The organism is Gemmobacter caeruleus (assembly GCF_008271655.1).
GTDB lineage: Bacteria > Pseudomonadota > Alphaproteobacteria > Rhodobacterales > Rhodobacteraceae > Gemmobacter > Gemmobacter caeruleus.
Genome location: NZ_VKKX01000006.1, coordinates 1 through 26,114, shown reverse-complemented (window position 1 = coordinate 26,114; position 26,114 = coordinate 1). Strand labels below are relative to the sequence as shown.

31 protein-coding genes and 2 pseudogenes are annotated in these 26,114 nt (G+C 66.1%); 25 read left to right on the top strand and 8 right to left on the bottom strand.

Annotated elements, in window-relative coordinates:
* Positions 1-38 precede the first annotated feature (38 nt).
* From FOA17_RS01675 to FOA17_RS01610, 16 genes and pseudogenes are all read left to right on the top strand, one after another.
* Entirely contained in the window at positions 39-458 is a 420-nt protein-coding gene (locus FOA17_RS01675) for an acyl-CoA transferase (protein ID WP_149139768.1), read from the top strand.
* 24 nt (positions 459-482) lie between these two features.
* Positions 483-1,421: a phage tail tube protein gene (locus FOA17_RS01670; protein ID WP_149139767.1), complete on the top strand. Its 939-nt coding sequence runs from the start codon at positions 483-485 to the stop codon at positions 1,419-1,421.
* Positions 1,422-1,432: 11 nt separating this feature from the next.
* Positions 1,433-1,870: a hypothetical protein gene (locus FOA17_RS01665; RefSeq protein ID WP_149139766.1), complete on the top strand. Its 438-nt coding sequence runs from the start codon at positions 1,433-1,435 to the stop codon at positions 1,868-1,870.
* Between the two features lie 62 nt (positions 1,871-1,932).
* The gene (locus tag FOA17_RS19835) at positions 1,933-2,097 is read left to right on the top strand and encodes a DUF7697 family protein (RefSeq protein WP_203232249.1); all 165 of its coding nucleotides are present in this window, start codon (positions 1,933-1,935) and stop codon (positions 2,095-2,097) included.
* Positions 2,098-2,124: 27 nt separating this feature from the next.
* Positions 2,125-4,566: a phage tail tape measure C-terminal domain-containing protein gene (locus tag FOA17_RS01660; RefSeq protein WP_149139765.1), complete on the top strand. Its 2,442-nt coding sequence runs from the start codon at positions 2,125-2,127 to the stop codon at positions 4,564-4,566.
* 9 nt (positions 4,567-4,575) lie between these two features.
* Entirely contained in the window at positions 4,576-5,202 is a 627-nt protein-coding gene (locus FOA17_RS01655) for a DUF2460 domain-containing protein (protein ID WP_149139764.1), read from the top strand.
* Positions 5,199-5,549 (top strand): hypothetical protein, encoded by a 351-nt coding sequence (locus FOA17_RS01650; RefSeq protein ID WP_149139763.1) that lies wholly within the window; start codon positions 5,199-5,201, stop codon positions 5,547-5,549. Before FOA17_RS01655 ends, FOA17_RS01650 begins: the two co-directional genes overlap by 4 nt.
* Positions 5,542-5,673 carry a hypothetical protein gene (locus FOA17_RS20270; RefSeq protein ID WP_275259720.1) on the top strand — a complete coding sequence of 44 codons (132 nt, stop codon included), beginning with the start codon at positions 5,542-5,544 and terminating at the stop codon, positions 5,671-5,673. Before FOA17_RS01650 ends, FOA17_RS20270 begins: the two co-directional genes overlap by 8 nt.
* A gap of 4 nt (positions 5,674-5,677) precedes the next feature.
* Positions 5,678-6,334 carry a lysozyme gene (locus FOA17_RS01645; protein ID WP_149139762.1) on the top strand — a complete coding sequence of 219 codons (657 nt, stop codon included), beginning with the start codon at positions 5,678-5,680 and terminating at the stop codon, positions 6,332-6,334.
* A gap of 4 nt (positions 6,335-6,338) precedes the next feature.
* Positions 6,339-6,569, top strand: coding sequence for a hypothetical protein (locus FOA17_RS01640; RefSeq protein ID WP_149139761.1), 231 nt, complete (start codon positions 6,339-6,341; stop codon positions 6,567-6,569).
* The gene (locus FOA17_RS20390; protein WP_149139760.1) at positions 6,562-6,657 is read left to right on the top strand and encodes a DUF3789 domain-containing protein; all 96 of its coding nucleotides are present in this window, start codon (positions 6,562-6,564) and stop codon (positions 6,655-6,657) included. Before FOA17_RS01640 ends, FOA17_RS20390 begins: the two co-directional genes overlap by 8 nt.
* Positions 6,654-7,538: a DUF2163 domain-containing protein gene (locus FOA17_RS01630; RefSeq protein WP_149139759.1), complete on the top strand. Its 885-nt coding sequence runs from the start codon at positions 6,654-6,656 to the stop codon at positions 7,536-7,538. Before FOA17_RS20390 ends, FOA17_RS01630 begins: the two co-directional genes overlap by 4 nt.
* A 112-nt stretch (positions 7,539-7,650) precedes the next feature.
* Entirely contained in the window at positions 7,651-8,085 is a 435-nt protein-coding gene (locus FOA17_RS01625) for an NlpC/P60 family protein (RefSeq protein ID WP_149139758.1), read from the top strand.
* Between the two features lie 34 nt (positions 8,086-8,119).
* The gene (locus FOA17_RS01620; protein ID WP_149139757.1) at positions 8,120-12,118 is read left to right on the top strand and encodes a baseplate multidomain protein megatron; all 3,999 of its coding nucleotides are present in this window, start codon (positions 8,120-8,122) and stop codon (positions 12,116-12,118) included.
* A 21-nt stretch (positions 12,119-12,139) separates the two neighbouring features.
* Positions 12,140-14,062, top strand: a complete 1,923-nt coding sequence (locus FOA17_RS01615; RefSeq protein WP_149139756.1) for a DUF2793 domain-containing protein — start codon at positions 12,140-12,142, stop codon at positions 14,060-14,062.
* A 46-nt stretch (positions 14,063-14,108) separates the two neighbouring features.
* Positions 14,109-14,297 (top strand): annotated as a pseudogene (locus tag FOA17_RS01610) (D-Ala-D-Ala carboxypeptidase family metallohydrolase); the annotation flags it as partial.
* A 378-nt stretch (positions 14,298-14,675) separates the two neighbouring features.
* Here the strand turns inward: FOA17_RS01610 and FOA17_RS20265 are convergent.
* The 4 genes from FOA17_RS20265 to FOA17_RS01590 all read right to left on the bottom strand — a co-directional run bounded on the left by FOA17_RS20265 (position 14,676) and on the right by FOA17_RS01590 (position 17,310).
* Positions 14,676-14,810: a hypothetical protein gene (locus FOA17_RS20265; RefSeq protein ID WP_275259719.1), complete on the bottom strand. Its 135-nt coding sequence runs from the start codon at positions 14,808-14,810 to the stop codon at positions 14,676-14,678.
* A 107-nt stretch (positions 14,811-14,917) separates the two neighbouring features.
* Positions 14,918-16,546 (bottom strand): chaperonin GroEL, encoded by a 1,629-nt coding sequence (groL, locus tag FOA17_RS01600; RefSeq protein WP_149139755.1) that lies wholly within the window; start codon positions 16,544-16,546, stop codon positions 14,918-14,920.
* A 44-nt stretch (positions 16,547-16,590) separates the two neighbouring features.
* Positions 16,591-16,878 (bottom strand): co-chaperone GroES, encoded by a 288-nt coding sequence (locus tag FOA17_RS01595; RefSeq protein ID WP_149139754.1) that lies wholly within the window; start codon positions 16,876-16,878, stop codon positions 16,591-16,593.
* Between the two features lie 195 nt (positions 16,879-17,073).
* A complete protein-coding gene (locus FOA17_RS01590) occupies positions 17,074-17,310 on the bottom strand; it encodes a hypothetical protein (protein ID WP_149139753.1) in 237 nt (78 codons plus the stop codon).
* A gap of 149 nt (positions 17,311-17,459) precedes the next feature.
* On the opposite strand from FOA17_RS01590, the gene FOA17_RS01585 reads away from it, so the two are divergent.
* Positions 17,460-18,194: a Crp/Fnr family transcriptional regulator gene (locus FOA17_RS01585; RefSeq protein ID WP_149139752.1), complete on the top strand. Its 735-nt coding sequence runs from the start codon at positions 17,460-17,462 to the stop codon at positions 18,192-18,194.
* A gap of 58 nt (positions 18,195-18,252) precedes the next feature.
* Here the strand turns inward: FOA17_RS01585 and FOA17_RS01580 are convergent, their stop codons facing one another.
* The 3 genes from FOA17_RS01580 to FOA17_RS01570 all read right to left on the bottom strand — a co-directional run bounded on the left by FOA17_RS01580 (position 18,253) and on the right by FOA17_RS01570 (position 19,494).
* Positions 18,253-18,441: a hypothetical protein gene (locus FOA17_RS01580; protein ID WP_149139751.1), complete on the bottom strand. Its 189-nt coding sequence runs from the start codon at positions 18,439-18,441 to the stop codon at positions 18,253-18,255.
* Positions 18,442-18,658: 217 nt separating this feature from the next.
* The gene (locus FOA17_RS01575; RefSeq protein ID WP_238991690.1) at positions 18,659-19,072 is read right to left on the bottom strand and encodes a hypothetical protein; all 414 of its coding nucleotides are present in this window, start codon (positions 19,070-19,072) and stop codon (positions 18,659-18,661) included.
* Entirely contained in the window at positions 19,069-19,494 is a 426-nt protein-coding gene (locus FOA17_RS01570) for a hypothetical protein (protein WP_149139750.1), read from the bottom strand. Before FOA17_RS01570 ends, FOA17_RS01575 begins: the two co-directional genes overlap by 4 nt.
* A gap of 274 nt (positions 19,495-19,768) precedes the next feature.
* On the opposite strand from FOA17_RS01570, the gene FOA17_RS01565 reads away from it, so the two are divergent.
* The 8 genes from FOA17_RS01565 (at position 19,769) to FOA17_RS01530 (ending at position 24,853) form a co-directional block, all read left to right on the top strand.
* Positions 19,769-20,083, top strand: a complete 315-nt coding sequence (locus FOA17_RS01565; protein WP_238991689.1) for a hypothetical protein — start codon at positions 19,769-19,771, stop codon at positions 20,081-20,083.
* Positions 20,080-20,466, top strand: coding sequence for a hypothetical protein (locus FOA17_RS01560; protein ID WP_149139749.1), 387 nt, complete (start codon positions 20,080-20,082; stop codon positions 20,464-20,466). Before FOA17_RS01565 ends, FOA17_RS01560 begins: the two co-directional genes overlap by 4 nt.
* A complete protein-coding gene (locus tag FOA17_RS01555) occupies positions 20,463-20,936 on the top strand; it encodes a hypothetical protein (protein WP_238991688.1) in 474 nt (157 codons plus the stop codon). The genes FOA17_RS01560 and FOA17_RS01555 overlap by 4 nt, the downstream gene beginning before the upstream one ends.
* Positions 20,933-21,919 carry a hypothetical protein gene (locus tag FOA17_RS01550; RefSeq protein ID WP_149139748.1) on the top strand — a complete coding sequence of 329 codons (987 nt, stop codon included), beginning with the start codon at positions 20,933-20,935 and terminating at the stop codon, positions 21,917-21,919. Before FOA17_RS01555 ends, FOA17_RS01550 begins: the two co-directional genes overlap by 4 nt.
* A gap of 40 nt (positions 21,920-21,959) precedes the next feature.
* Complete coding sequence (locus tag FOA17_RS01545; protein WP_203232251.1) at positions 21,960-22,796, top strand: transglutaminase-like domain-containing protein; 837 nt, start codon at positions 21,960-21,962, stop codon at positions 22,794-22,796.
* A 114-nt stretch (positions 22,797-22,910) separates the two neighbouring features.
* A complete protein-coding gene (locus FOA17_RS01540) occupies positions 22,911-23,402 on the top strand; it encodes a hypothetical protein (RefSeq protein ID WP_203232248.1) in 492 nt (163 codons plus the stop codon).
* Positions 23,403-23,457: 55 nt separating this feature from the next.
* Positions 23,458-23,766 carry a hypothetical protein gene (locus FOA17_RS01535; RefSeq protein WP_149139747.1) on the top strand — a complete coding sequence of 103 codons (309 nt, stop codon included), beginning with the start codon at positions 23,458-23,460 and terminating at the stop codon, positions 23,764-23,766.
* A gap of 76 nt (positions 23,767-23,842) precedes the next feature.
* A complete protein-coding gene (locus FOA17_RS01530) occupies positions 23,843-24,853 on the top strand; it encodes a transglutaminase family protein (protein ID WP_238991686.1) in 1,011 nt (336 codons plus the stop codon).
* Between the two features lie 502 nt (positions 24,854-25,355).
* Here the strand turns inward: FOA17_RS01530 and FOA17_RS01525 are convergent.
* Positions 25,356-26,114: pseudogene (locus tag FOA17_RS01525) on the bottom strand (hypothetical protein); the annotation flags it as partial.

Below are 26,114 nucleotides of genomic sequence, written 5' to 3'. Positions count from 1 at the left end.
GTGCACCTTCCGATCAACTATCGCAATTGGCTCGAGCAATGCCCACCCCCCGCGAAACCATCCTCGCCGCGCTGCACGCGCGGCTTTCGGCGTTGCCCGCCACCGCCCTGCGCGGTGACGCGCTGCCCGAACGAGTCCCTGCCACTGGCCTCCTGATCCTGCGCGACGGCGAGCCGGGGGATCCCGAGGTGACGCTGTCGCCGCTGCGCTACCACTACCAGCACCGCGCCGAGATCGAGACGGTCGTGCAGGGGGCCGCGCGTGACGCCGCTTTCGATACTCTCTGCGCCAGCATCGGCGCGGCGCTTGCCGCCGACCGCACGCTGGGCGGGCTCTGCGACTGGGTCGAGGCGGAAGCCCCGCGCCCGGTCGATCTGCCGGTCGAGGGTGCCGCCAGCCTGAAGGCGGCGGTGATCCCGGTTATCTTGCACTATTCCACGGCCGATCCGCTGGCCTGATCCCACTCACCACAGGAGACAACGATGGCACGAGCCCATGGGGCGCGGGCGCAGATGGCGCTTGCGTTCGAGACCGTCTATGGCACCGCGCCCGCCACGGGCTACCGGACGGTGCCCTTCGCCAGCACCACGCTCGGCTCCGAACAGCCGCTGATCGCCTCGGAACTTCTGGGCCAGGGGCGCGACCCGCTGGCCCCGATCAAGGACGCGGTCACCGCCGATGGCGATGTGGTGGTGCCGATCGATGTCGAGAACTTCGGGCTCTGGCTGAAGGCGGCCTTCGGTCAGCCCACGACGACCGGCACCACGCCCAAGACCCACACCTTCCAGTCCGGCAACTGGACGCTGCCGTCGATTGCCATCGAGACGGCCATGCCCGAGGTGCCGCGCTATGCGATGTACACCGGCTGTGTCTGTGACCAGCTGTCCTGGCAGATGGCGCGGTCCGGTTTGCTGACCGCGACTGCCCGGCTTGTCGCGCAGGGCGAGAACGTCGCCGCGACCACGGCCGCAGGCACGCCGACCGCGCTGGCGTTGCAGCGGTTCGGGCATTTCAACGGCGCGATCACCCGGAACGGCACGCCGCTTGGCAACGTCATCTCGGCCGAAGTGACCTACTCCAACGGCCTCGACCGGATCGAGACCATCCGCTCGGACGGACGCATCGAGGGGGCCGATCCCGGCATGGCCGCGCTGACCGGTCGGGTGGAGGTGCGCTTTGCCGACACCGCGCTGATCACGCAGGCCATCGACGGCACGCCCTGCGAACTGGTCTTCGCCTGGAGCCTCGGTGCCGAAGCCAGCTTCACCTTCACGGCGCACGCAGTCTACCTGCCGCGTCCCCGGATCGAGATCCCAGGCCCGCAGGGGATCCAGGCCACCTTCGACTGGCAGGCCGCGAAGGCCACCAGCCCCGCCCGGATGTGCACCGCCGTCCTCGTCAACACCGTCGCAACCTATTGAGAAGGCACGCCATGCTGACCCTCGACCTCACCAACGCGCCGCAGTGGTGCGACCTCATCCCCGGCGTGCGTGTCCGGCTCCGCCCGCTGACCACCGCGCTGATGGTGGCCGCGCGGGGCGATCCGGCGATTGCCGATCTGCCTGAGGGGGCCGCGACCGAGGAAGCCGCGCTCGCCATGGCCAAAGCACTGGCGCGGCGCGCGATCATCGAGTGGGAAGGGATCGGCGATGCCAATGGCAATCCCATCGAGCCAAGCCTCGAGGCCATCGACGCGCTCCTCGACATCTGGCCCGCCTTCGAGGCGTTCCAGACTTCTTACGTCGCCAAGGCTCTCCTGCTGGACGCGGAAAAAAACGCCTCATCGCCCTTGCCGACTGGTCCTTCGGCGGGGGCGAAGGCTACTGCGCGGCCTGCGCAGGGCCCTGTCCCGACTGCCCCGCACGGCTGAACCGGCCGCTGACGCTCGAAGGCGCGCAGGTCTGGGACCTGGCGCAGCGCCTTGGCGGGCAGATGCGCGTCATCCCGGGCGCGGTGATCGGCTGGGACATGGGCGCGGCGCTGGCGCTGGGCGCGGCCCTCGGAATCCCCCCGCCCGCCATCGCCGAACTGCTGCCCGCCCTCGAGGCGGTGATGGTCCGCCGCGTCAACGAGCAGATCGCGGCCAACCGCGACTGACCCCATTCCACCCGGAGTCCCGATCCCATGGCCGAGAGACGCGTCTCCGTCAGGCTTGCCGCCGTGGGCGGCCGCCAGGTGCGCGCCGAACTGGAAGGCATCGGTGAGGCCGGCTCGCGCGGGTTCGGTCGCCTGTCTTCCGAGATGGAACTGGCCAACACGCGCCTCGCCAGCTTCGCGCGCCGGGCCGGGATCGCTCTGGCGGCTGTCGCTGCGGCTGCTGCGGCGGCCGGGGTGGCGATGATCCGCTCGGGGCTCGCGAACATCGACGCGCAGGCCAAACTCGCGCAGTCGATGCGGACGACCGTCGAGAGCATCCAGACCCTGACCTGGGCCGGCGAGCTGGCGGGCGTCTCGATGGGCGAGATCGAGCAGGCGACGAAGAAGCTGACCACCCGGCTGTCGGAGGCCGCCAGCGGATCGGGCGCGGCGGTCGGCGCGCTGCGGCGGCTGAACCTGACGGCGGCGGAACTGCAGGCCCTGCCGCTCGACCAGCGCATCGTCGCGATCCAGGACGCGCTGAACGGTTTCGTGCCCGAGGCCGAGCGGGCGGCAGTGGCCTCCGACCTTTTCGGCGACCGGGCGGCGCTGGCCTTCCTGCGGATCGACAGTGCCACGCTGCGCGACGCCGCCCGCGACGTGCAGGACTTCGGGGTGGCGGTCAGCGCGGCGGATGCGGCGCAGATCGAACGCACGGGTGATGCCATCGCGCGGCTGAGCCTGATCTGGACCGGCCTCGTGAACCGCCTGACCGTGGCCGTCGCCCCGGCGCTGGAGACTGTCGCCACAAAACTCGCCGACTTGGCGCGCGCGACCGGCCCGATCGGGCAGGCGATCACGGCGCTCTTCGACAACCTCGGGCGGCTGGCCACCTATGCCGCGACCTTCGCAGCGGTCATGGCGGGGCGCTGGGTGGCTGGGATGGCGGCTGCGGCCCTGTCGGTAAGGGGCCTTGCCACGGCATTGGTGTTCCTGCGCGGTGCCCTGATCCGGACCGGCATCGGCGCGCTGATCGTCGGCGCTGGCGAACTGGTATATCAGTTCTGGCAGCTGGTGGCCCGTGTCGGTGGCGTGGGCGAGGCGTTCCGGCTGCTGGGCGATCTGGCTAAAGAAGTATGGTCGCGCATCGGTCTGTCGCTGGATGCGGCCCTCGCGAAGATGGCGGCCGGATGGCAGGGGCTGAAAGCGGCCAGTCTCACGGCGCTGGAGGGCACCATCGCGGGCGTCGTCAGCTTCGGCGACCGGACGGCGGCGATCTTCCAGGGGGCGTATGACGCCGCCGTCGCGATCTGGGGCAGCCTGCCCGGAGCGATCGGCGATTTCGCCTTCCAGGCGGCGAACGGGCTGATCTCCGGCGTCGAGGCGATGCTCAACGGCGTCGTCACGCGCATCAACAGCTTCATCGAGACCCTGAACGCGGCCCTCGCGCTGCTGCCCGAATGGGCCACCGGCGAAGGTGGGGTGCGGATCGGCATCCTCGATCCGGTGGAACTGGGGCGGATCGGCAACCCGTTCGAGGGCGCGGCAACGGCCGCAGGGGCTGCCGCCGCGGATGCCTTCTCCGCCGCGCTGGCACGCACCTACCTCGAACCGCCCGACCTCGGGCTTGGCGTCATGGCCGAGGATGCCCGCGCCCGGGCCGATGGCTATCGCGAAGCGGCCGGCATGCTCGCCGATGCCGCCGGTCGGCCGCTGGCCAGCTGGCAGGCGCTGAAGGATGCCGTGACCGGCACGGGGGCCGATGCCGAGACTGCGCTGGCAGACGCAGCTGCCGCAGCCGGGGCGCTGGGCGAAGAGATGGACGAGACCGGCGGGGCGGCAAGTCGCGCCGGTGCGGCCGGGCGGCAGGCAGGGGCCGACACGGCCGCCGGAGCCGAGCAGGCCCTCACCGGCTGGCAGGCCGTCACGGCGGCCCTCGCCGACTATGCCGCCAAGGCACGCGACATCGGTGGGGATATCGGCAGCGCGCTGGTCGGGGCTTTCCAGAGCGCCGAGAACGCCATCGGCGACTTCGTGAAGACGGGCAAGCTCGATTTCCGCGATCTCGTCACATCAATGATCGCCGATCTGGCGAAGCTGGCGGCCCGCCGCTTCATCCTCGGCCCCATCGCCAACGCCCTTTCCGGCGCCCTCGGCGGCGCGGGTGGGATTTTCGCGAACATCCTGCATGCGGGCGGCACGGTCGGCGCCCCAGGCCCCGGCCGGATGGTCCCGGCGCTGGCCTTTGTGGGTGCCCCGCGCATGCACAACGGCGGTTGGGCCGGGCTGCGCCCCGACGAGGTGCCCGCGATCCTGCAACGTGGCGAGCGCGTCCTCTCCCGGCGCGAAGCCGCAGGCTACGGCCAGGCGGGCGCCTCGACCGTAAACGTCACGATCAACGCCCGTGACGCCGAGAGCTTTCGGCAATCCCGCACGCAGGTCGCGAGTGACATCGCCCGCGCTGTCTCGCTGGGCCGAAGGGGGATGTGAGGACCAAGTATGGCATTTCACGAGGTCCGCTTTCCGGACAACATCAGCCGTGGCGCGCGCGGTGGCCCCGAACGGCGCACGCAGATCGTCGAACTGGCGAGCGGAGCCGAGGAACGCAACGCCAGCTGGGCCAACTCGCGCCGCCGCTACGACGTGGCCTACGGCATCCGCCGCGCCGACGATCTGGCAGCGGTCGTGGCCTTCTTCGAGGCGAGGAACGGCCGCTTGCATGGCTTCCGCTTCAAGGACTGGGCCGACTTCAAGTCCTGCCTGCCGTCGCGCATGCCCTCGCCGCTGGATCAGCCCATCGGCACCGGCAACGGGTCGGCTACGCAGTTCCAGCTCGTCAAACGCTACACCTCCGGCGCGCAGTCCTGGACGCGCGCCATCACAAAGCCCGTCGCCGGAACAGTGACCATCGCCCTGAACGGCACGCCGCAGGCCTCCGGCTGGTCGGTCACCACCGCGACCGGCCTCGTCACCTTCACCACCGCCCCGGCCTTGGGCGTCGCCATCACCGCAGGCTTTGAATTCGACGTGCCCGTCCGCTTCGACACCGACGCCCTCGACGTCACCCTCGACCTCGAACGCCTCGGGTCGATCACCTCGATCCCGCTGCTGGAGATCCGCACATGAACGACGAAACCGGATTTCTGGCGGCGGTGTTGCGCGAGCTCGCGGCATCGACGGCGGTGATCCTCGCCGCCTGGGGCGCGCTGGGAGGGGCGACCAATGCGTTGACGACGCGGATGCGCCTCCGCGATGCGCTGCGCCACATCCTGCTCGGCGGGCTGATCGCGGCCGGGATGGGCAGCCTGTCGATGGCGCTCGTCACCGCCTGGCTCGCCTTGCCGCCGCAGGCGATCCCCGCGGGCGGCGCGGCAGGCTCGGCCGCCTATCTCGTGGGCGTCTTCGGCCCGGCCTTCATCGAACTCGTCCTCGCCCGGCTCGGCGGCGCGAAAGGAGGGGCCGACGATGAATGACCTTCTCCGCCTCGCGCGCGCCCTCCGCTGCGACCCGGGCGATCCCGGTCTGGCATTCCGCCACCGCTTGGCGGTCGGCATAGCCATCGCCGCCCTGATCCTCGTCCTCTCGCTCCTCAGGTAATCCCATGCACATGACAGACCGGGGCCTTCTGGCCCTCGTCCGGCACGAGGGAATCGTGCCCGGACCCTATCTCGACGTGAAGACCGTCTGGACCTTCGGCATCGGCCACACGGCCGCCGCCGGTCCGCCCGATCCGGCGAAGATGCTCCGCGGGATGCCCGGCGATATCGATACGGGGATCCGCGAGTCGTTCCGAGTCTTTCGCACCGACCTCGCCGCCTACGAGGCCGAGGTGCGCCGCGCCGTGAAGGTGCCACTCGAGCCGCACGAGTTCGATGCGCTCGTCTCGTTCCACTACAATACCGGCGCCATCGCCAGGGCCACGCTGACGAAGGCCCTCAACGCGGGCAATCGCGTTGCAGCCGCCGACGCGTTTCTGAACTGGCGGCGGCCGGCCGCGATCATCCCGCGCCGCGAGGCCGAGCGCGACCTCTTTCGCCACGGCCGCTATCCCGGCGGGACGATCCCGGTCTGGGCCGTGGACCGCGGGGGCCGTGTGGACTTCTCGCGCCCCGTTCACCGCCTGACTGAGGCCGAGGCGCTGGACCTGATCCGGCCGCCAACCGCTCCGGGGCCCAAAGCGCCGCTGCAGCCCGACACCCCGCCCGGCTGGCTCGCACAGCTGGTCGGCCTTTTCACCACCCTGATCCGGAGGGCCTGATCCCATGCGCTACATCCGTCCGACCTCGCTCACCTGGTGGGCGGGGCTGCTCGCCTTCGCGACCGGCGCCGCCTCCCTCGCGCTGCCCGCCGCCGGTCCGCTCGCCGATCTCGCCCGGCTGATCACGCTTCTGTCTGGCTCGGGTGATGCCTCCCCGGCCGCGCTGATCGCGCTCGGCCTCGGCCTGATCGGCCTGCGGGACCGCCTCGAACGCGGGTTCCGCGGCGATGATTGAGTTTCTCGCGGGCATCGTCGTGGGCGGAGCGATCGGGGTTTTCGTCGCCGCCCTCTGCGCGGCAGCGGCGCGGGGAGACCGGCCATGAAATCGCTCCCGCCCGCGCTGCAGGCGCATCTCGACGAGGGGACGACGACGCTCGCCTGGTGCTGGCGCATCACCCGGGCCGATGGCGTGACCTTCGGCTTCACCGACCATGACCGGACCCTCACCTTCGACGGCACCGAGTTCGAACCGGAAAGTGGTCTGACGGCGTCCGAGGTGCGATCCGCCTCTGACCTCTCGGTCGATGCACAGGATGCCCAAGGCGTGCTGTCGTCGGACCGGATCACCGAGACCGACATCCTCGACGGCCGCTGGGACAATGCGGCGGTCGAGGTCTGGCGGGTGAACTGGGCCAGCCCGGCGCAACGCGTGCTCCTGCGCCAAGGCGCCATCGGCCAGATCCGGCGCGGGCGGCTGGCCTTCGTGGCGGAAGTGCGGTCGCTGGCCCATGTCCTTGGCCAGACGGTCGGGCGCACGTTCCAGGCGAGTTGCGATGCCGCGCTGGGCGATCCGCGCTGCGGCGTGAACCTCGAGGCCCCGGCCTTCAAGGGCAGCGGCGCGGTGATCGACGTGCTGCGGGACCGGGCATTCACGGCCTCCGGCCTCGCCAGCTTCGCGGCGGGGTGGTTCGCCTCGGGCCTGGTCGAATGGTCGACCGGCGCGAATGCCGGGCGGCGGGTCGAGGTGCTGTCCCATGACCTCGTCGACGGGGTGGCGATCCTGACCCTGCTGGAAGCGCCAGTGCGCCCGATCACGGCGACGGATGCCTTCGTGGTCCGCGCAGGCTGCGACAAGCGCCTCGCCACCTGCGGCACGAAGTTCGCCAATGTCGCCAACTTCCGAGGCTTCCCGCACATCCCGGGCCAGGACGCGGTCCTGCGCTACGCCACCAAGGACGGCGGCCACGTGGGAGCTGTGTTGTGACGCACATTCCCGGTCAGGGTGAGGCGGGCAAGCAGACAGTCCGGGGGACTGTCTGCCCGCCGAACGGGCTGCGCTATGCGACCAAGGACGGTGGCCATGAGGGGGCGGTGCTGTGAAGACCGCCGATCCTGCCATCGTCATCGCTGTCGCGCGGTCATGGCTCGGCACGCCCTACCACGACCAGGCGAGCTTGCGCGGGGTCGGCTGCGACTGCCTCGGCCTCGCGCGCGGCGTCTGGCGCGAGGTAGTCGGGCCGGAGCCATTCCCCATCCCGCCCTACAGCCGGGATTGGGGCGAGACCGGCCCGCGCGAGGTGCTGGCGGACGGCGCGCGGGCGATGATGCCCGAGATCGCTCCAGCCGATGCGCCACCCGGTGCGCTGATCCTGTTCCGGATGGTGCCGCGCGCCATCGCCAAGCATGTCGGGATCCTCACCGGCCCCGACACCTTCCTCCACGCCTATGAGCGACTGGGCGTGATCGAGGAACCGCTGACACCGACTTGGGCGCGCAAGATCGCCTTCGCCTTCCTGTTTCCGGCACGCTGACTCCCCCCAACCCTTCGAACCTTGAGTTTCCGCAATGGCCACGCTCGTCCTCGGCGCTGTCGGCTCCGCCATTGGCGGGGCCTTCGGCGGTGCGATCCTCGGCTTTTCTGGGGCCGCCATCGGCGGCTTCATCGGCTCGACCATCGGCTCGGTGGTCGACAGCTGGATCGTGTCCTCGCTGGCGCCCGCGCAGAAGATCGAGGGCCAGCGGCTCGACAGCCTGCGGATCACCTCCGCGACCGAGGGCGCGATCATCCCACGTCTCTACGGGCGCATGCGCATCGGCGGCAACATCATCTGGGCGACCGATTTCCGCGAGGAGACGAAGACCACGACGCAGGGTGGCGGCAAGGGCGGTGGGGGCGGCCGGGTCCAGACGACGGAATACCTCTACTACGCCAGCTTCGCTGTGGCGCTCTGCGAGGGGCCGATCACCGGCATCGGCCGCATCTGGGCCGACGGCAAGCCGCTCGACATGACGGGGATCACTTGGCGCTGGTATCCGGGGAACGAGACCCAGGGGGCCGATCCGTTCATTTCGGCGAAGATGGGGTCGGCCAACACGCCCGCCTATCGCGGCACCGCCTACGTCATCTTCGAGGAACTGCCGCTTTCCACCTATGGCAACCGCCTGCCGCAGCTCAGCTTCGAGGTCTTCCGGCCGCTGGCCGACCCGGATTCGGCCGAGGGGCTGGTCAAAGCGGTGACCATGATCCCGGCCTCGGGCGAGTTCACCTATGCGACCGAAGCCGTGCGCAAGACGGTCGGCGCCACGACCACTGTCTTCGGCCAGACCACTGGCGGCACGACCTCGGCCGAGAACCTGAACGCGCTGCCCGACGAGGCCGACATCGTCGTGGCGTTGGATCGGCTGCAGGCCATGGCCCCGGCCGTGGAGAGCGCCAGCCTCGTCGTCGCCTGGTTCGGCAATGACCTGCGCGCGGGCAACTGCACCATCAAGCCCGGCGTCGAGGTGGCGGCCAAGGTTACCAGCCCGAAGGTCTGGACGGTCAACGGCGTCTCCCGCGCTGCCGCCCATCTCGTCAGCCGCGATGCCGAGGACCGTCCGGTCTATGGCGGCACGCCTGCCGACTTCGCGGTGGTGCAGGCGATCCGCGAGATGAAGGCGCGGGGGCTGCGGGTGACGTTCTATCCCTTCCTGCTGATGGACGTTCCGGCGTCGAACACGCTGCCGAACCCCTACAGTGCGAATGCAGCCACTCTGGGCCAGCCGAGTTTCCCGTGGCGGGGCCGGATCACCTGTTCCCCGGCGGCAGGCTATGCCGGGACGGCCGACAAGACCGCCGCCGCTGCCACGCAGGTCTCCAGCTTCTTCGGCGCTGCCACCCCGGCGCAATTCGCCATTACGGGCGACACCGTGAACTGGACCGGCCCCGCTGGCGATTGGGGCCTGCGCCGGATGATCCTGCATTACGCCCATCTCTGTGTCGTGGCGGGCGGGGTCGATGCCTTCCTGATCGGCACCGAGATGCGGGGACTGACGACGATCCGGTCGAGCGCCAGCGCCTATCCGGCTGTCAATGCCTTCAAGGTACTGGCGGCCGACGTGAAGACCGTCATCGGGGCGGGCACCAAGGTGGGCTATGCTTCCGACTGGTCCGAGTATTTCGGCCACCAACCCGGGGACGGGACCGGGGATGTGTTCTTCCACCTCGACCCGCTCTGGTCGGACGCCAACATCGATTTCATCGGCATCGACAACTACATGCCGCTGTCGGACTGGCGCGACGGCTTCGACCATGCCGATGCCCTTCAAGGCTGGCCCGCCATCCATGATCGCGGCTACCTCCAAGCCAACATCGCGGGCGGCGAAGGCTTCGACTGGTTCTATGCCAGCGCCGCCGACCGGTCGGCACAGATCCGCACCCCGATCACCGACGGCGCTGCGGGCAAGCCTTGGGTGTTCCGCTACAAGGATCTGCGCGCATGGTGGTCGAACCCGCATTTCAACCGCCCGGGCGGCGTCGAGAGCGGCACGCCGACCGCATGGGTGCCGCAATCAAAGCCCGTCTGGTTCACGGAACTGGGCTGCCCCGCCATCGACCGGGGCACAAACCAGCCGAACGTCTTCTTCGATCCGAAGTCGTCGGAGAGCTTCACGCCCTGGTTCTCCCGCGGCTGGCGCGATGATGCGATCCAGCGTGCCTATCTGGAAGCCAGCTATCTCTGGTGGGAAACCCCGGCCAACAATCCGGTTTCGGCCATCTACGGCGGCCGGATGGTCCATGTCCCCGAATGCGCCGCCTGGACTTGGGACGCGCGGCCCTATCCGTTCTTTCCGGAACTTACCGGGGTCTGGACGGACGGCCCGAATTGGCGCCTTGGCCACTGGCTGACCGGCAGGCTGGGCGCGGTGTCGCTGGCCGCGCTCGTGCGCCACCTCTGCCTGCGCGCTGGGCTCGATGAGGCGTTGATCGACGTAAGCGGCCTATGGGGCGCGGTCGAAGGGTATGTGATCGGCGCGCTGGAAAGCCCCCGCGCATCGATTTCCACTTTGGCCCGCCACTTCGGGTTCGATGCCATCGAGACCGAAGGCGTGATCCGCTTCATCATACGCGGCCGCGCCTCGGTCGCCACGCTGGCCATCGACGATCTCGTCGCCACCCGCGAGGGCGAGGCATTCGAACTGACTCGCGGACAGGAGACCGAACTGCCGCAGGCGCTGAAGTGGCAGGTCGCCCGGGCGGACGAGGATTATGATGCGGCCCTCGTCGAAGCCCGCCGCATCACGGTCGACACCACGCGCATCGCGTCGGAGTCCTTCCCGATGGCGATCCCGCCCGAGGAGGCGGAACGCCGGTGCCGCCGCGCGCTGATGGAAGCCTGGATCGGCCGGGAAAGCGCCACCTTCCGCCTGCCGCCCTCGCGGTTGGCGCTGGACCCTGCCGATGTCATCCGGCTCGCGCATGACGGCCGGGAGGTGGAATTCCGTCTCGTTTCGATGGCCGACGCCGAAGCGCGTGGGATCGAGGCGGTCCGCCAGGACCGTGCCGCCTACGATCTGCCGCCCGGCGATCCCCGCCCTGCCTCACTTGCCAGCCCCGTCGTCTTTGGCACGCCGGAAGTGATGATGCTGGACATTCCGCAGATCAGAGAAGACCAGCCCTCCCATCGCCCCCTGATCGCGGCCCATGCCAGCCCCTGGCCCGGCGAGATCGCCGTCTTCCGCAGCGCCTCGACCGATGGCTTCAACCTCCTGACCACCTTCGGCAGTCGGGCGCGGATCGGGACGCTGGCCTTCGACTTCTTTCCGGGGCCGACCTCCCGCTTCGATCTGGGCAACGCGCTGGTGGTCGATCTTCTGTCCGGAACCCTGGCAAGCGTGACGGACGTCGCGCTGTTTGGCGGGGCGAATGCGCTGGCGGTCGAGAGTGCCGCTGGCCAGTGGGAGATCGTGCAGGCGGGCGCGGCCGAACTGATCGCCCCCGGCCGGTACCGCCTGACCCGCCTGCTGCGCGGCCAGCGCGGAACGGAGCAGGCCATGGGCAATCCCGCCCCGGCCGGGGCGCGGGTCGTGGTGCTGGACGCGACCTTGGCCGCGCTCCCCATCGCCGAAGCTGACCTCGGCCTGCCGTGGAACTGGCGGGTCGGCCCGGCCGCGCGTTCTGTCAGCGACGCGAGCTATGCCGCGCTGAGCTTCAACCCGACCGGGCGCGGCCTCGTGCCCTTCGCGCCGGTCCATGTCGAACAGCCATGGCGGACGGCCCGCAGCCCGGGCGATCTGACCATCCGCTGGACGCGGCGATCCCGCGCGATGGTGGCCGATGCCTGGGAGCAGGTCGAGGTGCCGCTGGCCGAGGACCTGGAAAGCTACGATGTGCAGATCCTCGACGGGGCTGCCGTCAAGCGCACGCTGACCGGCACCACGACCGCCGTCCTCTATACGGCCGCCCAGCAGAGCGCCGATTGGGGCGCGCCGCTCGGGCCCGGCCAGACGCTGGCGCTCTGCATCTTCCAGCTTTCGAACCGCCTCGGCCGCGGCACGCCCGCAGCGGTCACGCTGCAATTCTGATCCCAACACACGGGAGCCCCCATGTCCGACACCACGACCCATCTGGGCCTGCCCTACCTCCTGGCGGCGCAGGCGCAGAAACATGTCACCCACAACGAGGCGCTTCGTTTGCTCGATGCCATGGTGCAGCTCTCGGTCCTCGATCGTACCTGCACCGCGCCCCCGGCCAGCCCGGCCGACGGCAACCGGCACCTCGTGGCCTCGGGCGCGACCGGCCTCTGGGCTGGATGGGATCTGAACATTGCTTTCTGGGTGGACGGTGCGTGGGTCCGGCTGGTGCCGCGCACCGGCTGGCTCACTTGGGTCGCGGCCGAGGGGCTGTTCCTCGTCTGGACCGGCAGCGCCTGGGAGGTGGTGGGCGAGCCGCGCGACGTGTCGGACGCCGTGTTCAGCCTGGTGAACGACACCGATCCGACGAAGAAGGCAACCTTCTCGCTGGCGGGGATCAGCGCCGGGACGACCCGCAGCTTCTCGCTGCCCAACACATCCAGCGAACTGGCGATTCTCGCAGGAACGCAGACCTTTAGCGGCAACAAGACCTTCTCCGGCACGCTGACGGCATCCGGAACCGTCACCGTCTCGGCGGCCAGCGCCACCATCGGCACGGCGACGACGACCGCCACTTACGGCATGGGCACCGGCGCCACGACCACGGGCGTGACCAAGACCGTGAACCTCGGAACGGGTGGTGCCGCCGGATCGACCACGGTTGTCAACATCGGCTCGACCACGGCTGGGGCGGGCGGCACGACCGTCATCAACACGCCGACGGTAACCTTCGCCAATGCCGTCACGCAGGTCGGCATGCCCCAGGCGAACCTGACCGCGCAGATCCTGGGCCTCGGCGGGGCCACGGCCGACAGCTACAACCGGGTTTCGGTGAACACACCGGCCGTTCTCCTGAACAACGCAGGCGCGGGCATCGAGGCGACGGTCAACAAGGCGGCCCCGGCGAACGACGCCGCCTTCGCCTTCAAGACCGGGTTTTCGGCGCGGGCGTTGATCGGGCTTCTTGGCAACGACGATTTCAGCTTCAAGGTCAGCCCGGATGGCTCGGCCTTCTTGGATGCGGTCCGGATCGACCGTACCAGCGGCCAGGTGGAACTGCCGCAGCCGACGGTCCTGCCTGGACTGGCCGCTGCGCCATCCCCGCCGCCCGCTGGCAAGGCCTCGGTCTATGCCCGCAACCGGGCCGGGGCGCCGTGGATCGACGTCATGCGCCCCTCGGGTCGGGACTTTCCGCTGCAGCCGCATTTCGGTGTGAACCGGATCGCCAACTGGGCGCCTTCGACCGGCACGACGATCACCAGCGAAGGCCTGCCCGTCACCTCGGTCGGCACCGTGTCGCACCCCACGCTGGCCGCCACGAACCTGGCCGCCTCGATGCGCCGCTGGCGTCTGACCTCGGCAGCGGTCGTAGACTCGGTGGCCGACCAGCGATCCGCAGGCTGGGCCTGCTGGCGCGGGAACGCAGCGGGGCTCGGCGGCTGGACCTTCGTGACGCGGATTTCGCTGACGACGCTGCAGGCAACCGGGATGGGCTTCTTCGGGCTTTACGGGTCCACGGCCGCGCTGGCGACGACGCTGGCGCTCGCCGCAGCCATCAACTGCATCGGCATCGGCTTCCAGCGCGGAACCCACACCCGCTGGCAGCTCGTCACGAACGACGGCACCGGCGCGCCGACGCTGACCGACATGGGCGCGAGCTTCGCCATCGCCACGGGCGGGGTGCTGACCCTGTTCATCGCCGCGCCGCCGAACGGGTCATCCGTCTGGGTGCGCGTGGTTGATGAGGTGTCCGGTGCAGTCTTCGAGCAAGAGGTCACCGCGGACCTGCCCGCCGCGACGCAATTCCTGTCGCCGCGGCTGTTCCTGAGCAACGGCGCGACGGCGGCGGCGGTCGCTTACGATTGCTCGGGGGTGTATGTGGAGACGGACTACTGATCCCGAATCTTTCAAAACAGGCGCCAGCAAGCTTGCGGTGAAAGGACCGGCGCTCGACAAAGCGCAGGCGCTGCGCAACCGGCTGGTCAAGCCGCTTATCGTTCGTTCGGCCTATCGCAGCCCTAAGCACAATCGCGCCGTCGCCGGCGCGATCCGCTCGAATCACATGGAGGGCGCCGCTTTCGACACTGCGATGACGAACCACGACCCGACGGCGTTTGAGGCTGCGGCGCGTCGCCCTCGTGATCGCAACGAGCTTGCTCAGCGGCTGCGCGACGGTTCGTTCTGAGGACGGCAGGCTCGCGACGTGCCCGCCTGTGGTCGAGTACGGCCGGGAGTTCCTGGCGCGGGCGGCAAAGGAACAGGCCCTGCTGCCGGAGGGCTCTGCGATCGCGGAGATGTTGAGCGACTATGCTGTGATGCGAGACCGGGCGCGAGGTTGCTTTCGCTAACTTGCGGCTTCTCAATCAAATACGCATGTCGCGCACTCTCTCCGGTAACTCTTCATCGTCGTTTTCTGGCGAGCCAGAGGCTTTCCGACGAAGCAAGTCGCCGTGTATCCCTCTGCCATCTGGCTCCGTCTCCAGTGATATGCAATCACTCGGACCGCTAACTATTTCTTCTTGTGCTCGCCAAGATTGGTCAAGGCTTTACCCTTCGTGAAGTCGGCTGTTGCAACAACCTTTTCCTTCACCCTCTTGGGCTTCTTCGCCTCACGGTTCCCGCGTTGCTTGTCACCTTTGGACATTTCGGTTCCTCCTGGTTCTGAGTTTTTTCTGAAGCAGTGCTCGGTGTTTGTTTTCATTAACACCGTGGATTGGTGTCCGGGGGCTCCTGCCCGCGGGACGCCGCCGTTCACATCATTCCGCCCATGTCGGGCATTTCGCTGCCGGCACCGGCCTTCTCGGGCTTTTGCGCGACCATCGCTTCGGTCGTGATCAATAGCCCGGCAATGGACGCGGCGTTTTCCAGTGCGATCCGAACGACTTTCGTCGGATCGATGACACCGGCCTTCAGCATGTCGCCGTATTTTTCGGCCTGAGCGTCGAAACCGAAGTTTGGGCTGTCGTTCTCGATCACCTTTCCAACCACAACCGATCCGTCGACCCCGGCATTTTCGGCGATCTGGCGCAGCGGTGCCTGGATCGCGCGGCGGACGATCTTGATGCCGGCATCCTGATCATTGTTCTCACCCTCCAGCGTCGCCAGCACCTTGCCAGCGTGAACCAGGGCCACGCCGCCGCCGGGCACGACACCTTCCTGAACCGCAGCGCGGGTGGCGTTCAGCGCGTCGTCGACGCGGTCCTTGCGCTCCTTCACCTCGATCTCGGTTGCCCCGCCGACCCGGATCACGGCAATGCCACCGGCAAGCTTGGCGAGCCGTTCCTGCAGCTTCTCCTTGTCGTAGTCCGAGGTGGTGTCCTCGACCTGCGCCCGGATCTGCGTCACGCGCGCCGCGATAGCACCTTTGTCGCCGGCACCGTCGATAATCATCGTGTCATCCTTGGTGATCGTGACCTTTCTGGCGGACCCGAGCATGTCCATGGTGACGTTCTCCAGCTTAGTGCCCATTTCTGCGGAAATCACCTGACCGCCCGTGAGCACGGCAATGTCTTCCATCATCGCCTTGCGGCGGTCTCCGAAGCCGGGCGCCTTGACGGCCGCGACCTTCAGCCCGCCGCGCAGCTTGTTGACGACCAGTGTCGCCAGCGCCTCGCCCTCGATATCCTCGGCCACGATCAGCAGTTGCTTTTCGGCCTGAATCACAGCCTCCAGCAGCGGTACCATGGATGCCAACGAGGTCAGTTTCTTCTCGTGCAGCAGGATGACGCAGTCATCCAGCTCGACGACCATCTTCTGAGCGTTCGTGATGAAATAGGGGCTCAGATAACCGCGATCGAACTGCATGCCCTCGACCACTTCGGTTTCGGTCTCCAGCCCCTTGTTTTCCTCGACGGTGATCACGCCTTCGTTGCCGACCTTGGCCATCGCATCTGCGATCTGGCGGCCGATGGCGACCTCTCCGTTCGCCGAAATGGCGCCGACCTTCGCGATCTCGTCGCTGTCGCCAACCGGTCGGGACATGGTCTTGATCTCGGCCACGACCGCGGCGACGGCCTTGTCGATCCCGCGCTTGAGATCCATCGGGTTCATGCCGGCCGCGACCGACTTCATGCCCTCCCGGACAATCGCATGGGCGAGAACCGTCGCGGTCGTGGTGCCGTCGCCCGCCTCGTCATTGGTGCGCTGCGCGACTTCCTTGACCATCTGCGCGCCCATGTTCTCGAAATGGTCCGAAAGCTCGATTTCCCTGGCGACGGTCACGCCGTCCTTGGTGATGCGCGGTGACCCCCAGGATTTGTCGATGATGACGTTTCGACCCTTGGGACCAAGGGTGATCTTCACGGCGTTGGCCAGCGTGTTGATGCCTTTCAGCATGCGGTCGCGGGCATCGGCACTGAATCTGACGTCTTTGGCGGACATGATTGGGTGCTCCTGAGAGTGAAATTTCGGCGTCGCTGTCGGGGTCAGGCCATGACGCCGAGAATGTCGCTCTCCTTCATGATCATGAGGTCTTCGCCGTCGAGCTTGATTTCGGTGCCCGACCATTTCCCGAACAGGATCCGGTCGCCAGCCTTGACGTCCATGGCGATGCGCTTGCCATCCTCGTCCTTGGCGCCAGCGCCGACCGCGACGATCTCACCCTCCTGCGGCTTCTCTTTTGCGGTGTCAGGGATGATGAGCCCACCTGAGGTCTTCGCGTCACCTTCGATGCGGCGGACGAGAACCCGGTCGTGGAGTGGAGTGAACGACACGTAAGTGCTCCTTCTTCGGATGTCCAAGGGAGCATGGCGATGTTCGGATGTGCTTTGGCACTCGCCATACCGGAGTGCCAATGCCATTGAGATGATGGCTCAGCAGGGGTTCTGCAATAGCGTCTCAAAGGATATCTTTTGGCTTCCAATCAATTGATATCCATAACTTCTCCCGCAGTTCGACGAAGCTAGACTTCACAAGCGTCGAACTGAATTACCGCCGGAGATGATCGCGTTGATCAGGTTCGCGACAGCTCGGTGGTTTTCCGTCTCCTGGTCGGTGCCGACCGCGTTCTCATGGGTCGCTGCGGCGTCACGAAGAACCCCCACGATCTCGTGCTCCGGCAACAGTCCGCGATCGTTCATGGCAAGCAGCAGCGCCTCACAGATCGAAAGGGCGGCTTGGCCTGCATGTTCGCTTGCGGTCGACATCCGGGTTTCCTTCCTTGGCATCGTGAACCGGAGGAAGGTGAGGCTCAGGTGCATCCGTACTTTTCGCAGGAAGTACCTTATGCTGGACTGATCCAGAGCAGTGTCCCGGCCGATTTCCGCTCTTGGATCACGACACGCCCGGAGGCCCCATGAAATCAACAGAACGCAGCCCCCTGACCCGCAAGCTCTCGGCCTTCGTCGCCCTGTCTGATGTCGAACTGGCCGTGCTTGAACGACTGCACCAGCGTCGCCGGTCCTTTGTCGCGGGGCGCGATATGGTGCATCAGGGCCAGACGGCTCGGGCAGCCTACATTCTGTCCGCGGGTTGGGTCTGTTCCTACAAGCTGCAGGCCGACGGAACGCGGCAGATCGTGGATTTCCAGGTGCCGGGGGATTTTCTGGGGTTGCGGAGCGTTCTCTTGCGCACCTCGGACCACAGCTTCGAACCCATCGTGGACATCGAGGCCGCCGAAGTGCTGACAAGCGATCTTCTCGATGCGTTCGCCCAGACCCCTCGCCTGGCGACCGCCATCCTCTGGGCGGCGTCACGGGACGAGGCGATGGTGGTCGAGCACCTCGTCGGGATCGGTCGGCGTGATGCGGACGCCCGAATGGCGCATTTCCTGCTGGAGCTGGGGTCGAGACTTGGGCTGGTCGGCATGGGCAGCAAGGAAGGGTTCGAATGCCCGCTGACGCAGTATCACCTCGCCGATACCCTGGGTTTGAGCGCGGTCCACGTGAACCGCGTCCTGCGGCAGCTTCGCGAGAGTGGACTGGTGACCTTTCGGGACGGCCGTGTGACGTTCCACGACTATGGCGGGCTTGTGGATCTCGCCGAGTTCGATCCGGCATATCTGGACCAGACCGGGCCGCTCCTGAAATAAGAGGGCCGCCCTCTCGTGCTCGGCAGGCGGCCCCGGTGTTCACGTCAGACGACGAAAGTCACGCGAGGGCGTGGGTCGCCGCATCGAGTTCCTTGTTGGTCTCGGCGTCGTTCTTCGCGGTGTTGGCCTTCTCGGCTGCTTGGTAGTGCTTCAGCGCCGCATCCTTCTTCGGACCAGCGGGCGCCTTGTCCCATGCGGCCTTCACGGAGGTCATCTTCTCGGCGGTCTTGGTCTGTTCGGGAGTCATTGGGATTGTCCTTTCATGGACGTTCCGAGAAATAAGAAGCGCGCCGACATGCCGACCTTTTGGCGTTCGGCACGCCCACACGCTTCTCAGGTACTCGGAAAAAAAATGCCCTACCAAATATTCGGCGGGCACGTCTCACCTAACCAGCATCGGAGCCACGCTGCACTGACGCAGGTTAGTCCCGGCGCCTGTGGCAGGTCGGTTGCCCATGCGCATCTCAATTCACCGCAGTGTGCTGGTGGGAAATCCTCAGCCATCTGTCGTCATCGTTGAGGTAGGTCGAGGCACAGAGGGCCTTGTAGATCGGCACATCGGGTTTCTCTGCCGAGACGCGATAGGTGAGAATGGCGATGTCACGACACCGCATCACGCGCCGTTCGGCCATGACGACGGTGCGCCAGCCGGTCCTTTCACGAAGGTGCGTCCAGATCTGGTCGCCCTGGAGGATGCCGGGCGGATAGGGGAAGACCATGACGGCGTTGGTCGCAGTCGTTGCCCGCGCGTTGTCGGCGCCACTGGTCCAGAAGTGTTCCTCGATGTCCCAGAGAACGCCCTGTTCGCGCGGCGATAGCGTCCCGGATTTGTGCGCCGCATGACCTATCGTCTCGGTGGTCTGAGTGGAAACGTTCATTCGCCTGATCCCGACCCGCCAACCGTAAACATCTGAAACAGCAGAAAGATGATCGCGAGCACCGCCCAAATCGCTCCGCCTGTGCCGGGGCGGCCTCCCGCAACCGTCGCGGCAGACCGCTTCAGGTTGCCTGAAATCGTGCCTTCGGGGAGCAGCTGGCTCAGGTCTCGTGCGACCCTGCCGTGATCGCTTGCGAGCGCAGGAACGTCCCGAAATCGGGCAAGCAGCGTTCCCAGTCGTGGCTGCGCGGCGTCGCGCCCTAAGGTGACCAGTTCAGCGGTTTCCTTCCATGGATCGAGGCCAAGCCGCGCAAGCGTGGAGAGCACGGTCACGGCATAGCCGTTCCGGTCCTCGCCGACGGACGCTTGGAGAAACCGATCGAACTCGGGCGGGTGCGGGTTGAGAACACTGGGGTCGGCCATTGCCAATCCTTTCAAGGTTTGCAGGAACGCAGATCGCCCCCGTTTCCCAAAGGATGCGCGCAGGTCGGTCTCCCCGCCCTTACACAGGTCAGTGCGGACGACTGCCCACCCGGGAAGGTCGCAGCCGGTTCGGTGCCCAAGACTAACATGCGTCAGCACCAGTAAGACGATCCCGAGGTACAAGACACTAAATCGTTCGACTGGTCCGTCCCCCACTCAAAGGGGCCGTCAACAGTGGTGAGCGACGGATCTTCCAGCATCGCGGAGACCAGAGATGAACATGCGATCGACCAGATCGACGGTGACGTTTTCGAACCCGTTCACCTTGCTGGGATACCCGGGCGATCTGCCCGCGGGCGACTACGAGGTTCTCGTCGAAGAGGAGCTTCTTCAGGGGCTGAGCTTCGAGGCGTATCGCCGGACGGCGACCTACCTGACGGTGCGCGGAAGGGGCGGTCATGCGGGACGGACAGAGTTACGGGCGATTTCTGACAGTGATCTGAAAGAGGCGCTGAGCCGGGACCAGGGCGCAACGAAGAGGAACGATCACAGCGATGCGGCGCTTTCCCCGCAGGAGGATAGAACATGAACACTCCCGAATGGCTCAAGCCCGGTATCTACGGCGCCGTAGTTGGTGCGGTTTTCGTCGGCGTGGTCGGCTTCACGTGGGGCGGCTGGGTGACCGGCGGCACCGCGAATGATAGGGCGATGGCGATGTCCCGAAACGATGTCGTCGCCTCCATGGTCCCGGTGTGCCTCGACATGGCGCGCTCCGACCCGGCGCGGGCGGGCAAGATGGAGACGATCCGGGCCGCCTCGACCTATCAGCGGCGCGATGCTGTCATGTCGGCAGGCTGGGCGACGGTTCCCGGAACCGATGCTCCGAACCGGGATATCGCGCAAGCTTGCCTGGCAGCCCTCAATGTCGATGGGTCGCCGGTGCCTGCTGGAACCGCGGTTGATGGAGGATGAACCACACCATGCGAATGGCGTCCCCCGAGACCACCGACATCGAACGGCGTGTGCTCGCGCACGAAAGAATCCTGCAAGCTCTGATCGCCTACATGGCCCGCACGGAGCCGCGGTTCATCGATCATTTGAGAGCACGGTTCGTCGAGCCGATGAGTATGGCCCGGCGCGAACATGACTACCGCGAAACCGACGACTACGCGGAAGAATTCATTCGCGCCGTGATGCTCCTCGGAGAAGCGCGCGCGCCCAATCAGAAGGAGCCAGAAGTGAGCGACAAGCAGCCCGTGCCGCCGAGAAGCGAAGGCGGACAGAGTTCTTCTATGGACCGGCCCGCGCAGCGAGGTGGGGTTCAGGTGCGCGAAAGAAACGGCATCTGGGAGGTGCAGGTGGATGGCAAGTTCCGCGGCGATTACCACCAGAAGGAACATGCTCTTGCCGCTGCGGCCTTGCACAAACTGTCGCCCCGATGACCGGTAGCACTCATCCGACAGTTCCGCAGGACTTCTCGATCCAGGTGGCCGAGAACGAAGGCATGCCGCCGGGACCGAACTCAAAGGCCTCCCTAACACCGGTTGCACGCACCCGACGGCTGACCGGAACGCTCACGCTTGAGCTATCGAAGACACCCGCAGCAACTTGCGGAATCTGGTCCGTTAAGGAGCAAGCGGCGATGAGACATCCCCTCGCGAGGCTGATCGCGAGAACGGCAGCAATAGCTGGTGTGATCGCGTCCTTGGCCTTCCCAGTTTTGGCGCAGGATGGCACGGGCCCGATGCCCGAGAACGCTCAGCCGCGCAGCTATGGCAGCGGCTGGGTCTGCGATCTCGGTTACCGGGTGGAAGGCAACAAATGCCTCGCGCTTGATATCCCCGAGCATGCCTATCCAACCGGGCGCTCCTATGGGACGGGGTGGGAGTGCGACCGTGGGTATGAGGAAGTGGGCGGAAAGTCCTGCAATCCCATCCCGGTGCCCGCCAACGCCTTCCTCCGGTCTTACGGCGACGATTGGCAATGCGAACGCGGTTTCCGGCAAGAGCGCGAGGCCTGCGTTCAAATCGTCCTGCCAGACAACGCCTATCTCACCGACGACACCTCAGGCTCCGGATGGACCTGCGAACGCGGGTTCACGGCCAGTTCCAGCGACTGCGTTCCAATCGCGGTTCCCGAGAACGGCTATCTCACGAATGCGGACTACGGTGACGAATGGGCCTGCGAAAGAGGCTTCTTTGAAATCGACGGCCGTTGCGATCCTGTGGCACTTCCCGCGAACGCATTTCTGGACCCGGCGTCCTACGGGCCGGGATGGCGCTGTGAGCGGGGATTTAAGACCGTCGACACCGCCTGTGTCGCGATCGACCTTCCGGCAAACGCGCATCTCGATCGATCCGGAAACACATGGAGCTGCGATCGCGGCTTTCAACTTGCTGATGGAGAATGCGCACTTGGACGATAAATCGCCCCGATCAGACCACGGCGACGCCGCCGGCATCCGGATGCGGATCGGATGCCGGCTGAAGTACCGGCTAACCCAACCGACGCCACTCATTGCCATGTTGAACGTGCACTATTCGCGCTTCGGCGACCTGGAGCGCGCCGATTATCTTGTGACCTCGCCCAGTGTACCGCTCGAAAGCTATCGCGACGGTTTCGGAAACTGGTGTACGCGGATGGTGGCGCCGGCCGGCGACTTCACGGTGTCCACGGACGGGATTTTCCGGGATGGCGGACTGCCCGATCCGGTCGCGCCCAACGCTACGCAAGCGGCCGTGCAGGATCTGCCCTTCGAGACGCTGGCCTATCTTCTCGGCAGTCGCTACTGCGACACGGATCTTCTGTCGGAAGAGGCGTGGCGCCTGTTCGAGAACACACAGCCGGGTTGGGCGAGGGTGCAGGCGATCTGCGACTTCGTGCACAATGCTGTCTCGTTCGATTACATGAAGGCCGACGCGACGCGCACGGCGTCGCAAACGCTGGCAGGACGGCACGGTGTCTGTCGGGACTTCACGCATCTGGCGATTGCGTTTTGCCGGTGCATGAACATTCCGGCCCGCTACTGCACCGGCTATCTGAGCGACATCGGCGAACCCGAACCCTATCCGCCGGGCGACTTCGCGGCATGGATGGAGGTCTATTTGGGCGGCTGCTGGTGGGTCTTCGACCCGCGCAACAACACGCGGCGCAAAGGGCGCATCCTGATTGGCCGTGGCCGGGACGCGGCCGATGTGCCTCTGACCCAGACATTCGGGCCTAACACCCTGACGCAGTTCGAGGTGTGGACCTGGGATGCAAGACACGACCCAGCCGAGGCGCCGCCTGTGTCTCGCGATTAAGCGGTAGCGTCCCATCGCAGGACGGGTGTGTTCGTTCGTCGTCGGCTCGCGAGGCCGGCCGCTCTGCCGGTGTTCCCGTCATGGCATCCCAAGTCACCATCCTGGAGAACCGAGATGACCAATTCGATCAAGACGACTGCCGTATTCCTGCGACCGTTCCAGCTTCCGAGCTTCAACGAGACCCTTCTGCCGGGCGAATACGAGATCGAGACCCAGCTGCTGGGCCCTGTGGACTGGATCGAACCGGGCACCTGGACCTCGTCCGTGCTCGTCCGGCTGCATCCGCGCGCCTCGCATCCCGGGCTCAGCCGAACGCTCACCGTACCGCTCGCCGAACTGGAGCACGCGGTCGCCAAGGATAAGCTGACCGGCAAGGCGCTGACGGATTTCTTCCTCGAGGAGATGCTGGCCGATCCGATGACCCGCCTTGTCATGCAGGCCGACGGCGTGGCAGAGCAGGACCTTCGCGCCCTCTACTCTCCCCAGTCCGACCAAAGGCAGGCAGCGCAAGACCACCCGTCCAGGACGGGAGAGCCCCGCTGCGGGATAAGTACGGATGTTTCCGGCCCGCGGTCCGGAAGTGCGTGCCCGGGCATCGGAGAATGACAGCCGTGCCGGGCGGATCGTTTGCCGTCCGCCGTGGGATTGGCGGGATTCCGCAATGACCTATGACCCGATCGATCTCGACGGCCGCAGGTCCGTTGCCGGACAGCGTGCGTCGGAAATGCGACGGCGCCCTGCGAACGGCCAGCCACCACCTGCACTCCCGCAGCAACCTCACCTCGAAAGCCTCGAAGATCAGATGCTGGCGGAGCCGGCGCGGACGTGGGCCGAAGTCCTGAAGGAATGGCGGTTCCTGCTCGGTCGTTACGCGGCGACGCCCGAGGCTGGCGATGAACGCATTCAGAAACTCATTAAGCGCGCGCTTGGCGACATGGAACGATTGAGAAAACGCGAGGAGCGGAAATGACGATCAAGTCTGCGGAGAGCGTTTTCGGCTCAATCAAGGCGATGGCCGACATCGCCGCCGAGCGGGCCTGCCTGAGATGCAGATCGACCTTCTGGAGCGAGGGGTTCGGCGAACGGATATGTTCCCGTTGCAAGGGATCGGCCGTCTGGCGATCGGCAACTCACGAGGGCAGCGGACAGGGCCGGCGGCGCTCGGGCGGTCGCTCGTCATAGGTCGCACCATGCCAACCGTCACGATTACTCATACGACACGATATCGATACGGAACCGAGGTTTCTCTCGGACCGCACAGGCTGATGCTCCGTCCGCGGGAAACCCGGGATCTCATCCTGACGTCCTTCGACCTCGAGATCAGTCCGGAAGCTCGCATCGACTGGTCACACGACGTTGCCGGCAATGCCGTCGCGACGGCACAGTTCGTCACCAACACGACGATGCTTTCGATCCGGTCGTGCGCACGTGTGGAACTGCGCGCTCCGGTCTGGCCTGTTTTCCCGATTGCCGCCGCCGCGGCCTCGTACCCTTTCGTTTATTTACCCGACGATTCGACCGATCTCGGCGCCCTGGCCATGCCACAATATGCGGACGAAACCGGCCGGCTGTCGCGGTGGGTCGAGAGCTTTGTCATGGCACGTCCAACGGATACGCTTTCGCTGCTGAAAGATATCGGCAATGGCATCACGGCCCAGATTTCCTACCAGAGCCGGGAGACGGAGGGCACGCAGGGGCCGCTGGAGACGCTCGACAGGGGATGGGGATCCTGCCGGGACTTCGCCGTGCTGTTCGCGGAAGCCGTTCGGACGCTTGGCTTCGGGGCCAGGCTCGTGTCCGGATACCTGTTCAACCCCGCCGCGAACCTGGCCGGATCGTCGGAGGCCGGTTCCACGCACGCTTGGGTCGAGGTTTTCGTTCCCGGAGCGGGCTGGATCCCGTTCGACCCCACCAACAGATCGGTCGGCTCCAGCAATCTCATTCCGGTCGCCGTCGCGAGGCGGATCCAGCAGGTTGCTCCGGTGACCGGCAGTTTCCACGGTAGACCCACCGATCTGCTTTCTTTGGATGTCACAGTGGATGTCCGCGAGATCTGAACAGGCTGGAACTCGCACGCTCCTCTCTCGAAGCGGGACGGCCTTGGAACTGCTGCCACAGGTCATGGTCGTGGAGCTTGTCGTCCGAACGACGAGAACGCGAGATGAAGTTTGGGCGTGCCGGAGTGAACCGGCCTCCGACACGCCCCGAATGAACGCAGCCGATGCGCCGCCGCGCGGCCGGCGAAAACTCGAGCCAGCCTGGTGCGAGCAGGTTCACTGAGCCGTTTGCCTTGCGCATCGTCGTCGGCTGCATCCAAGTCGTCGGTCGAGCCAGGTCCACGCCTGTGGCCGATTGGCAAAGGGCTGTGTGTAGTGTTTTCAATGGCTTGACTTGGAGAAGGTTCGACGTCAGGCCCTTCCACTCCGCCATACACCATTGATTTTATTGATATAATTTCGCCACTTTGGCACTTACCCCACAAAGAACCCCACAAAAGAAAAGCGCTTGCGGTTTATGGGGGACTTGCTCTCACGTGAAGAACTCATCGGACGGAATAGATCAAGCGCCTCTGGCATGGCGCTGGGCGCGTTTGAAGAAATGCCGGGTCGCCTGCTCCCGTGCCTGCTTGTCGGTCATAACGATGTTCCGCATCTCATTGTCTTGCTGGAACATCTTCACCATGCCTTGGAAGAACGCTTGCGAGAACGCGCTGTACACCACGTCTGCCGGGTTGTTCCGCACCATCTCGGTCATGTCTTCGTCCATGATATCGCGCGTAACCCGTTCGAAGCGCAGGAAGTCTTCGCGTGAGAACTGGGTGCCATGCCGCTCGTTGAACGACTCGATGATCTCGGACAGCGATTTCTCTTCTTCCTCGGTGTAGGGGTTCGCACCGAACTCGGTGATCGGATCGAGTGTTCGCGTCTCGCCTGGGTTCAACGATGCGCTGCCCTCTTCGCCCTTCTGCAACTTGAACGCGGACAGGTTCAGCATGTCGTCGGTGATGGTGATATCGGCAGGCACATCCCGCGACGGCAGCAGGCGCGACAACCATGATGTGTAGGCGTAGAGTTTTTCCAACCACGCATCGTTGAGCGATACGACCTGTGCCACGAAGGCGTAGAACCGCTGGAAACTTTTCAGGAGTTGGCGGAACTCTTCCTGCTGTGCCTCATCTTCATCTAGGTCGAAGGGGTAATCCCCCCCGAAAGTAAGGGGCTGCATAAGTAGAATTTTCTCGGCAAGATGAACGAGGAGATTCTGAATGAAGACAAGCAGATACACTGAAGCGCAGATCCTTGCTATCCTGCGCCAGGC

Bases quoted from the DNA above. Each gene is read 5' to 3' on its own strand.
- FOA17_RS01675 (WP_149139768.1), top strand. From the start codon at position 39: ATGCCCACCCCCCGCGAAACCATCCTCGCCGCGCTGCACGCGCGGCTT.
- FOA17_RS01660 (WP_149139765.1), top strand. From the start codon at position 2,125: ATGGCCGAGAGACGCGTCTCCGTCAGGCTTGCCGCCGTGGGCGGCCGC.
- FOA17_RS20270 (WP_275259720.1), top strand. From the start codon at position 5,542: ATGAATGACCTTCTCCGCCTCGCGCGCGCCCTCCGCTGCGACCCGGGC.
- FOA17_RS01670 (WP_149139767.1), top strand. From the start codon at position 483: ATGGCACGAGCCCATGGGGCGCGGGCGCAGATGGCGCTTGCGTTCGAG.
- FOA17_RS01640 (WP_149139761.1), top strand. From the start codon at position 6,339: ATGCGCTACATCCGTCCGACCTCGCTCACCTGGTGGGCGGGGCTGCTC.
- FOA17_RS20390 (WP_149139760.1), top strand. From the start codon at position 6,562: ATGATTGAGTTTCTCGCGGGCATCGTCGTGGGCGGAGCGATCGGGGTT.
- FOA17_RS01575 (WP_238991690.1), bottom strand. From the start codon at position 19,072: ATGAACGTTTCCACTCAGACCACCGAGACGATAGGTCATGCGGCGCAC.
- FOA17_RS01620 (WP_149139757.1), top strand. From the start codon at position 8,120: ATGGCCACGCTCGTCCTCGGCGCTGTCGGCTCCGCCATTGGCGGGGCC.
- FOA17_RS01665 (WP_149139766.1), top strand. From the start codon at position 1,433: ATGCTGACCCTCGACCTCACCAACGCGCCGCAGTGGTGCGACCTCATC.
- FOA17_RS01585 (WP_149139752.1), top strand. From the start codon at position 17,460: ATGAAATCAACAGAACGCAGCCCCCTGACCCGCAAGCTCTCGGCCTTC.
- FOA17_RS01530 (WP_238991686.1), top strand. From the start codon at position 23,843: ATGCAGATCGACCTTCTGGAGCGAGGGGTTCGGCGAACGGATATGTTC.
- FOA17_RS01630 (WP_149139759.1), top strand. From the start codon at position 6,654: ATGAAATCGCTCCCGCCCGCGCTGCAGGCGCATCTCGACGAGGGGACG.
- FOA17_RS01535 (WP_149139747.1), top strand. From the start codon at position 23,458: ATGACCTATGACCCGATCGATCTCGACGGCCGCAGGTCCGTTGCCGGA.
- FOA17_RS20265 (WP_275259719.1), bottom strand. From the start codon at position 14,810: ATGTCCAAAGGTGACAAGCAACGCGGGAACCGTGAGGCGAAGAAGCCC.
- groL (WP_149139755.1), bottom strand. From the start codon at position 16,546: ATGTCCGCCAAAGACGTCAGATTCAGTGCCGATGCCCGCGACCGCATG.
- FOA17_RS01645 (WP_149139762.1), top strand. From the start codon at position 5,678: ATGCACATGACAGACCGGGGCCTTCTGGCCCTCGTCCGGCACGAGGGA.
- FOA17_RS01650 (WP_149139763.1), top strand. From the start codon at position 5,199: ATGAACGACGAAACCGGATTTCTGGCGGCGGTGTTGCGCGAGCTCGCG.
- FOA17_RS01550 (WP_149139748.1), top strand. From the start codon at position 20,933: ATGACCGGTAGCACTCATCCGACAGTTCCGCAGGACTTCTCGATCCAG.
- FOA17_RS01615 (WP_149139756.1), top strand. From the start codon at position 12,140: ATGTCCGACACCACGACCCATCTGGGCCTGCCCTACCTCCTGGCGGCG.
- FOA17_RS01560 (WP_149139749.1), top strand. From the start codon at position 20,080: ATGAACACTCCCGAATGGCTCAAGCCCGGTATCTACGGCGCCGTAGTT.
- FOA17_RS01655 (WP_149139764.1), top strand. From the start codon at position 4,576: ATGGCATTTCACGAGGTCCGCTTTCCGGACAACATCAGCCGTGGCGCG.
- FOA17_RS01540 (WP_203232248.1), top strand. From the start codon at position 22,911: ATGACCAATTCGATCAAGACGACTGCCGTATTCCTGCGACCGTTCCAG.
- FOA17_RS19835 (WP_203232249.1), top strand. From the start codon at position 1,933: ATGCGCGTCATCCCGGGCGCGGTGATCGGCTGGGACATGGGCGCGGCG.
- FOA17_RS01570 (WP_149139750.1), bottom strand. From the start codon at position 19,494: ATGGCCGACCCCAGTGTTCTCAACCCGCACCCGCCCGAGTTCGATCGG.
- FOA17_RS01580 (WP_149139751.1), bottom strand. From the start codon at position 18,441: ATGACTCCCGAACAGACCAAGACCGCCGAGAAGATGACCTCCGTGAAG.
- FOA17_RS01590 (WP_149139753.1), bottom strand. From the start codon at position 17,310: ATGTCGACCGCAAGCGAACATGCAGGCCAAGCCGCCCTTTCGATCTGT.
- FOA17_RS01565 (WP_238991689.1), top strand. From the start codon at position 19,769: ATGAACATGCGATCGACCAGATCGACGGTGACGTTTTCGAACCCGTTC.
- FOA17_RS01555 (WP_238991688.1), top strand. From the start codon at position 20,463: ATGAACCACACCATGCGAATGGCGTCCCCCGAGACCACCGACATCGAA.
- FOA17_RS01545 (WP_203232251.1), top strand. From the start codon at position 21,960: ATGCGGATCGGATGCCGGCTGAAGTACCGGCTAACCCAACCGACGCCA.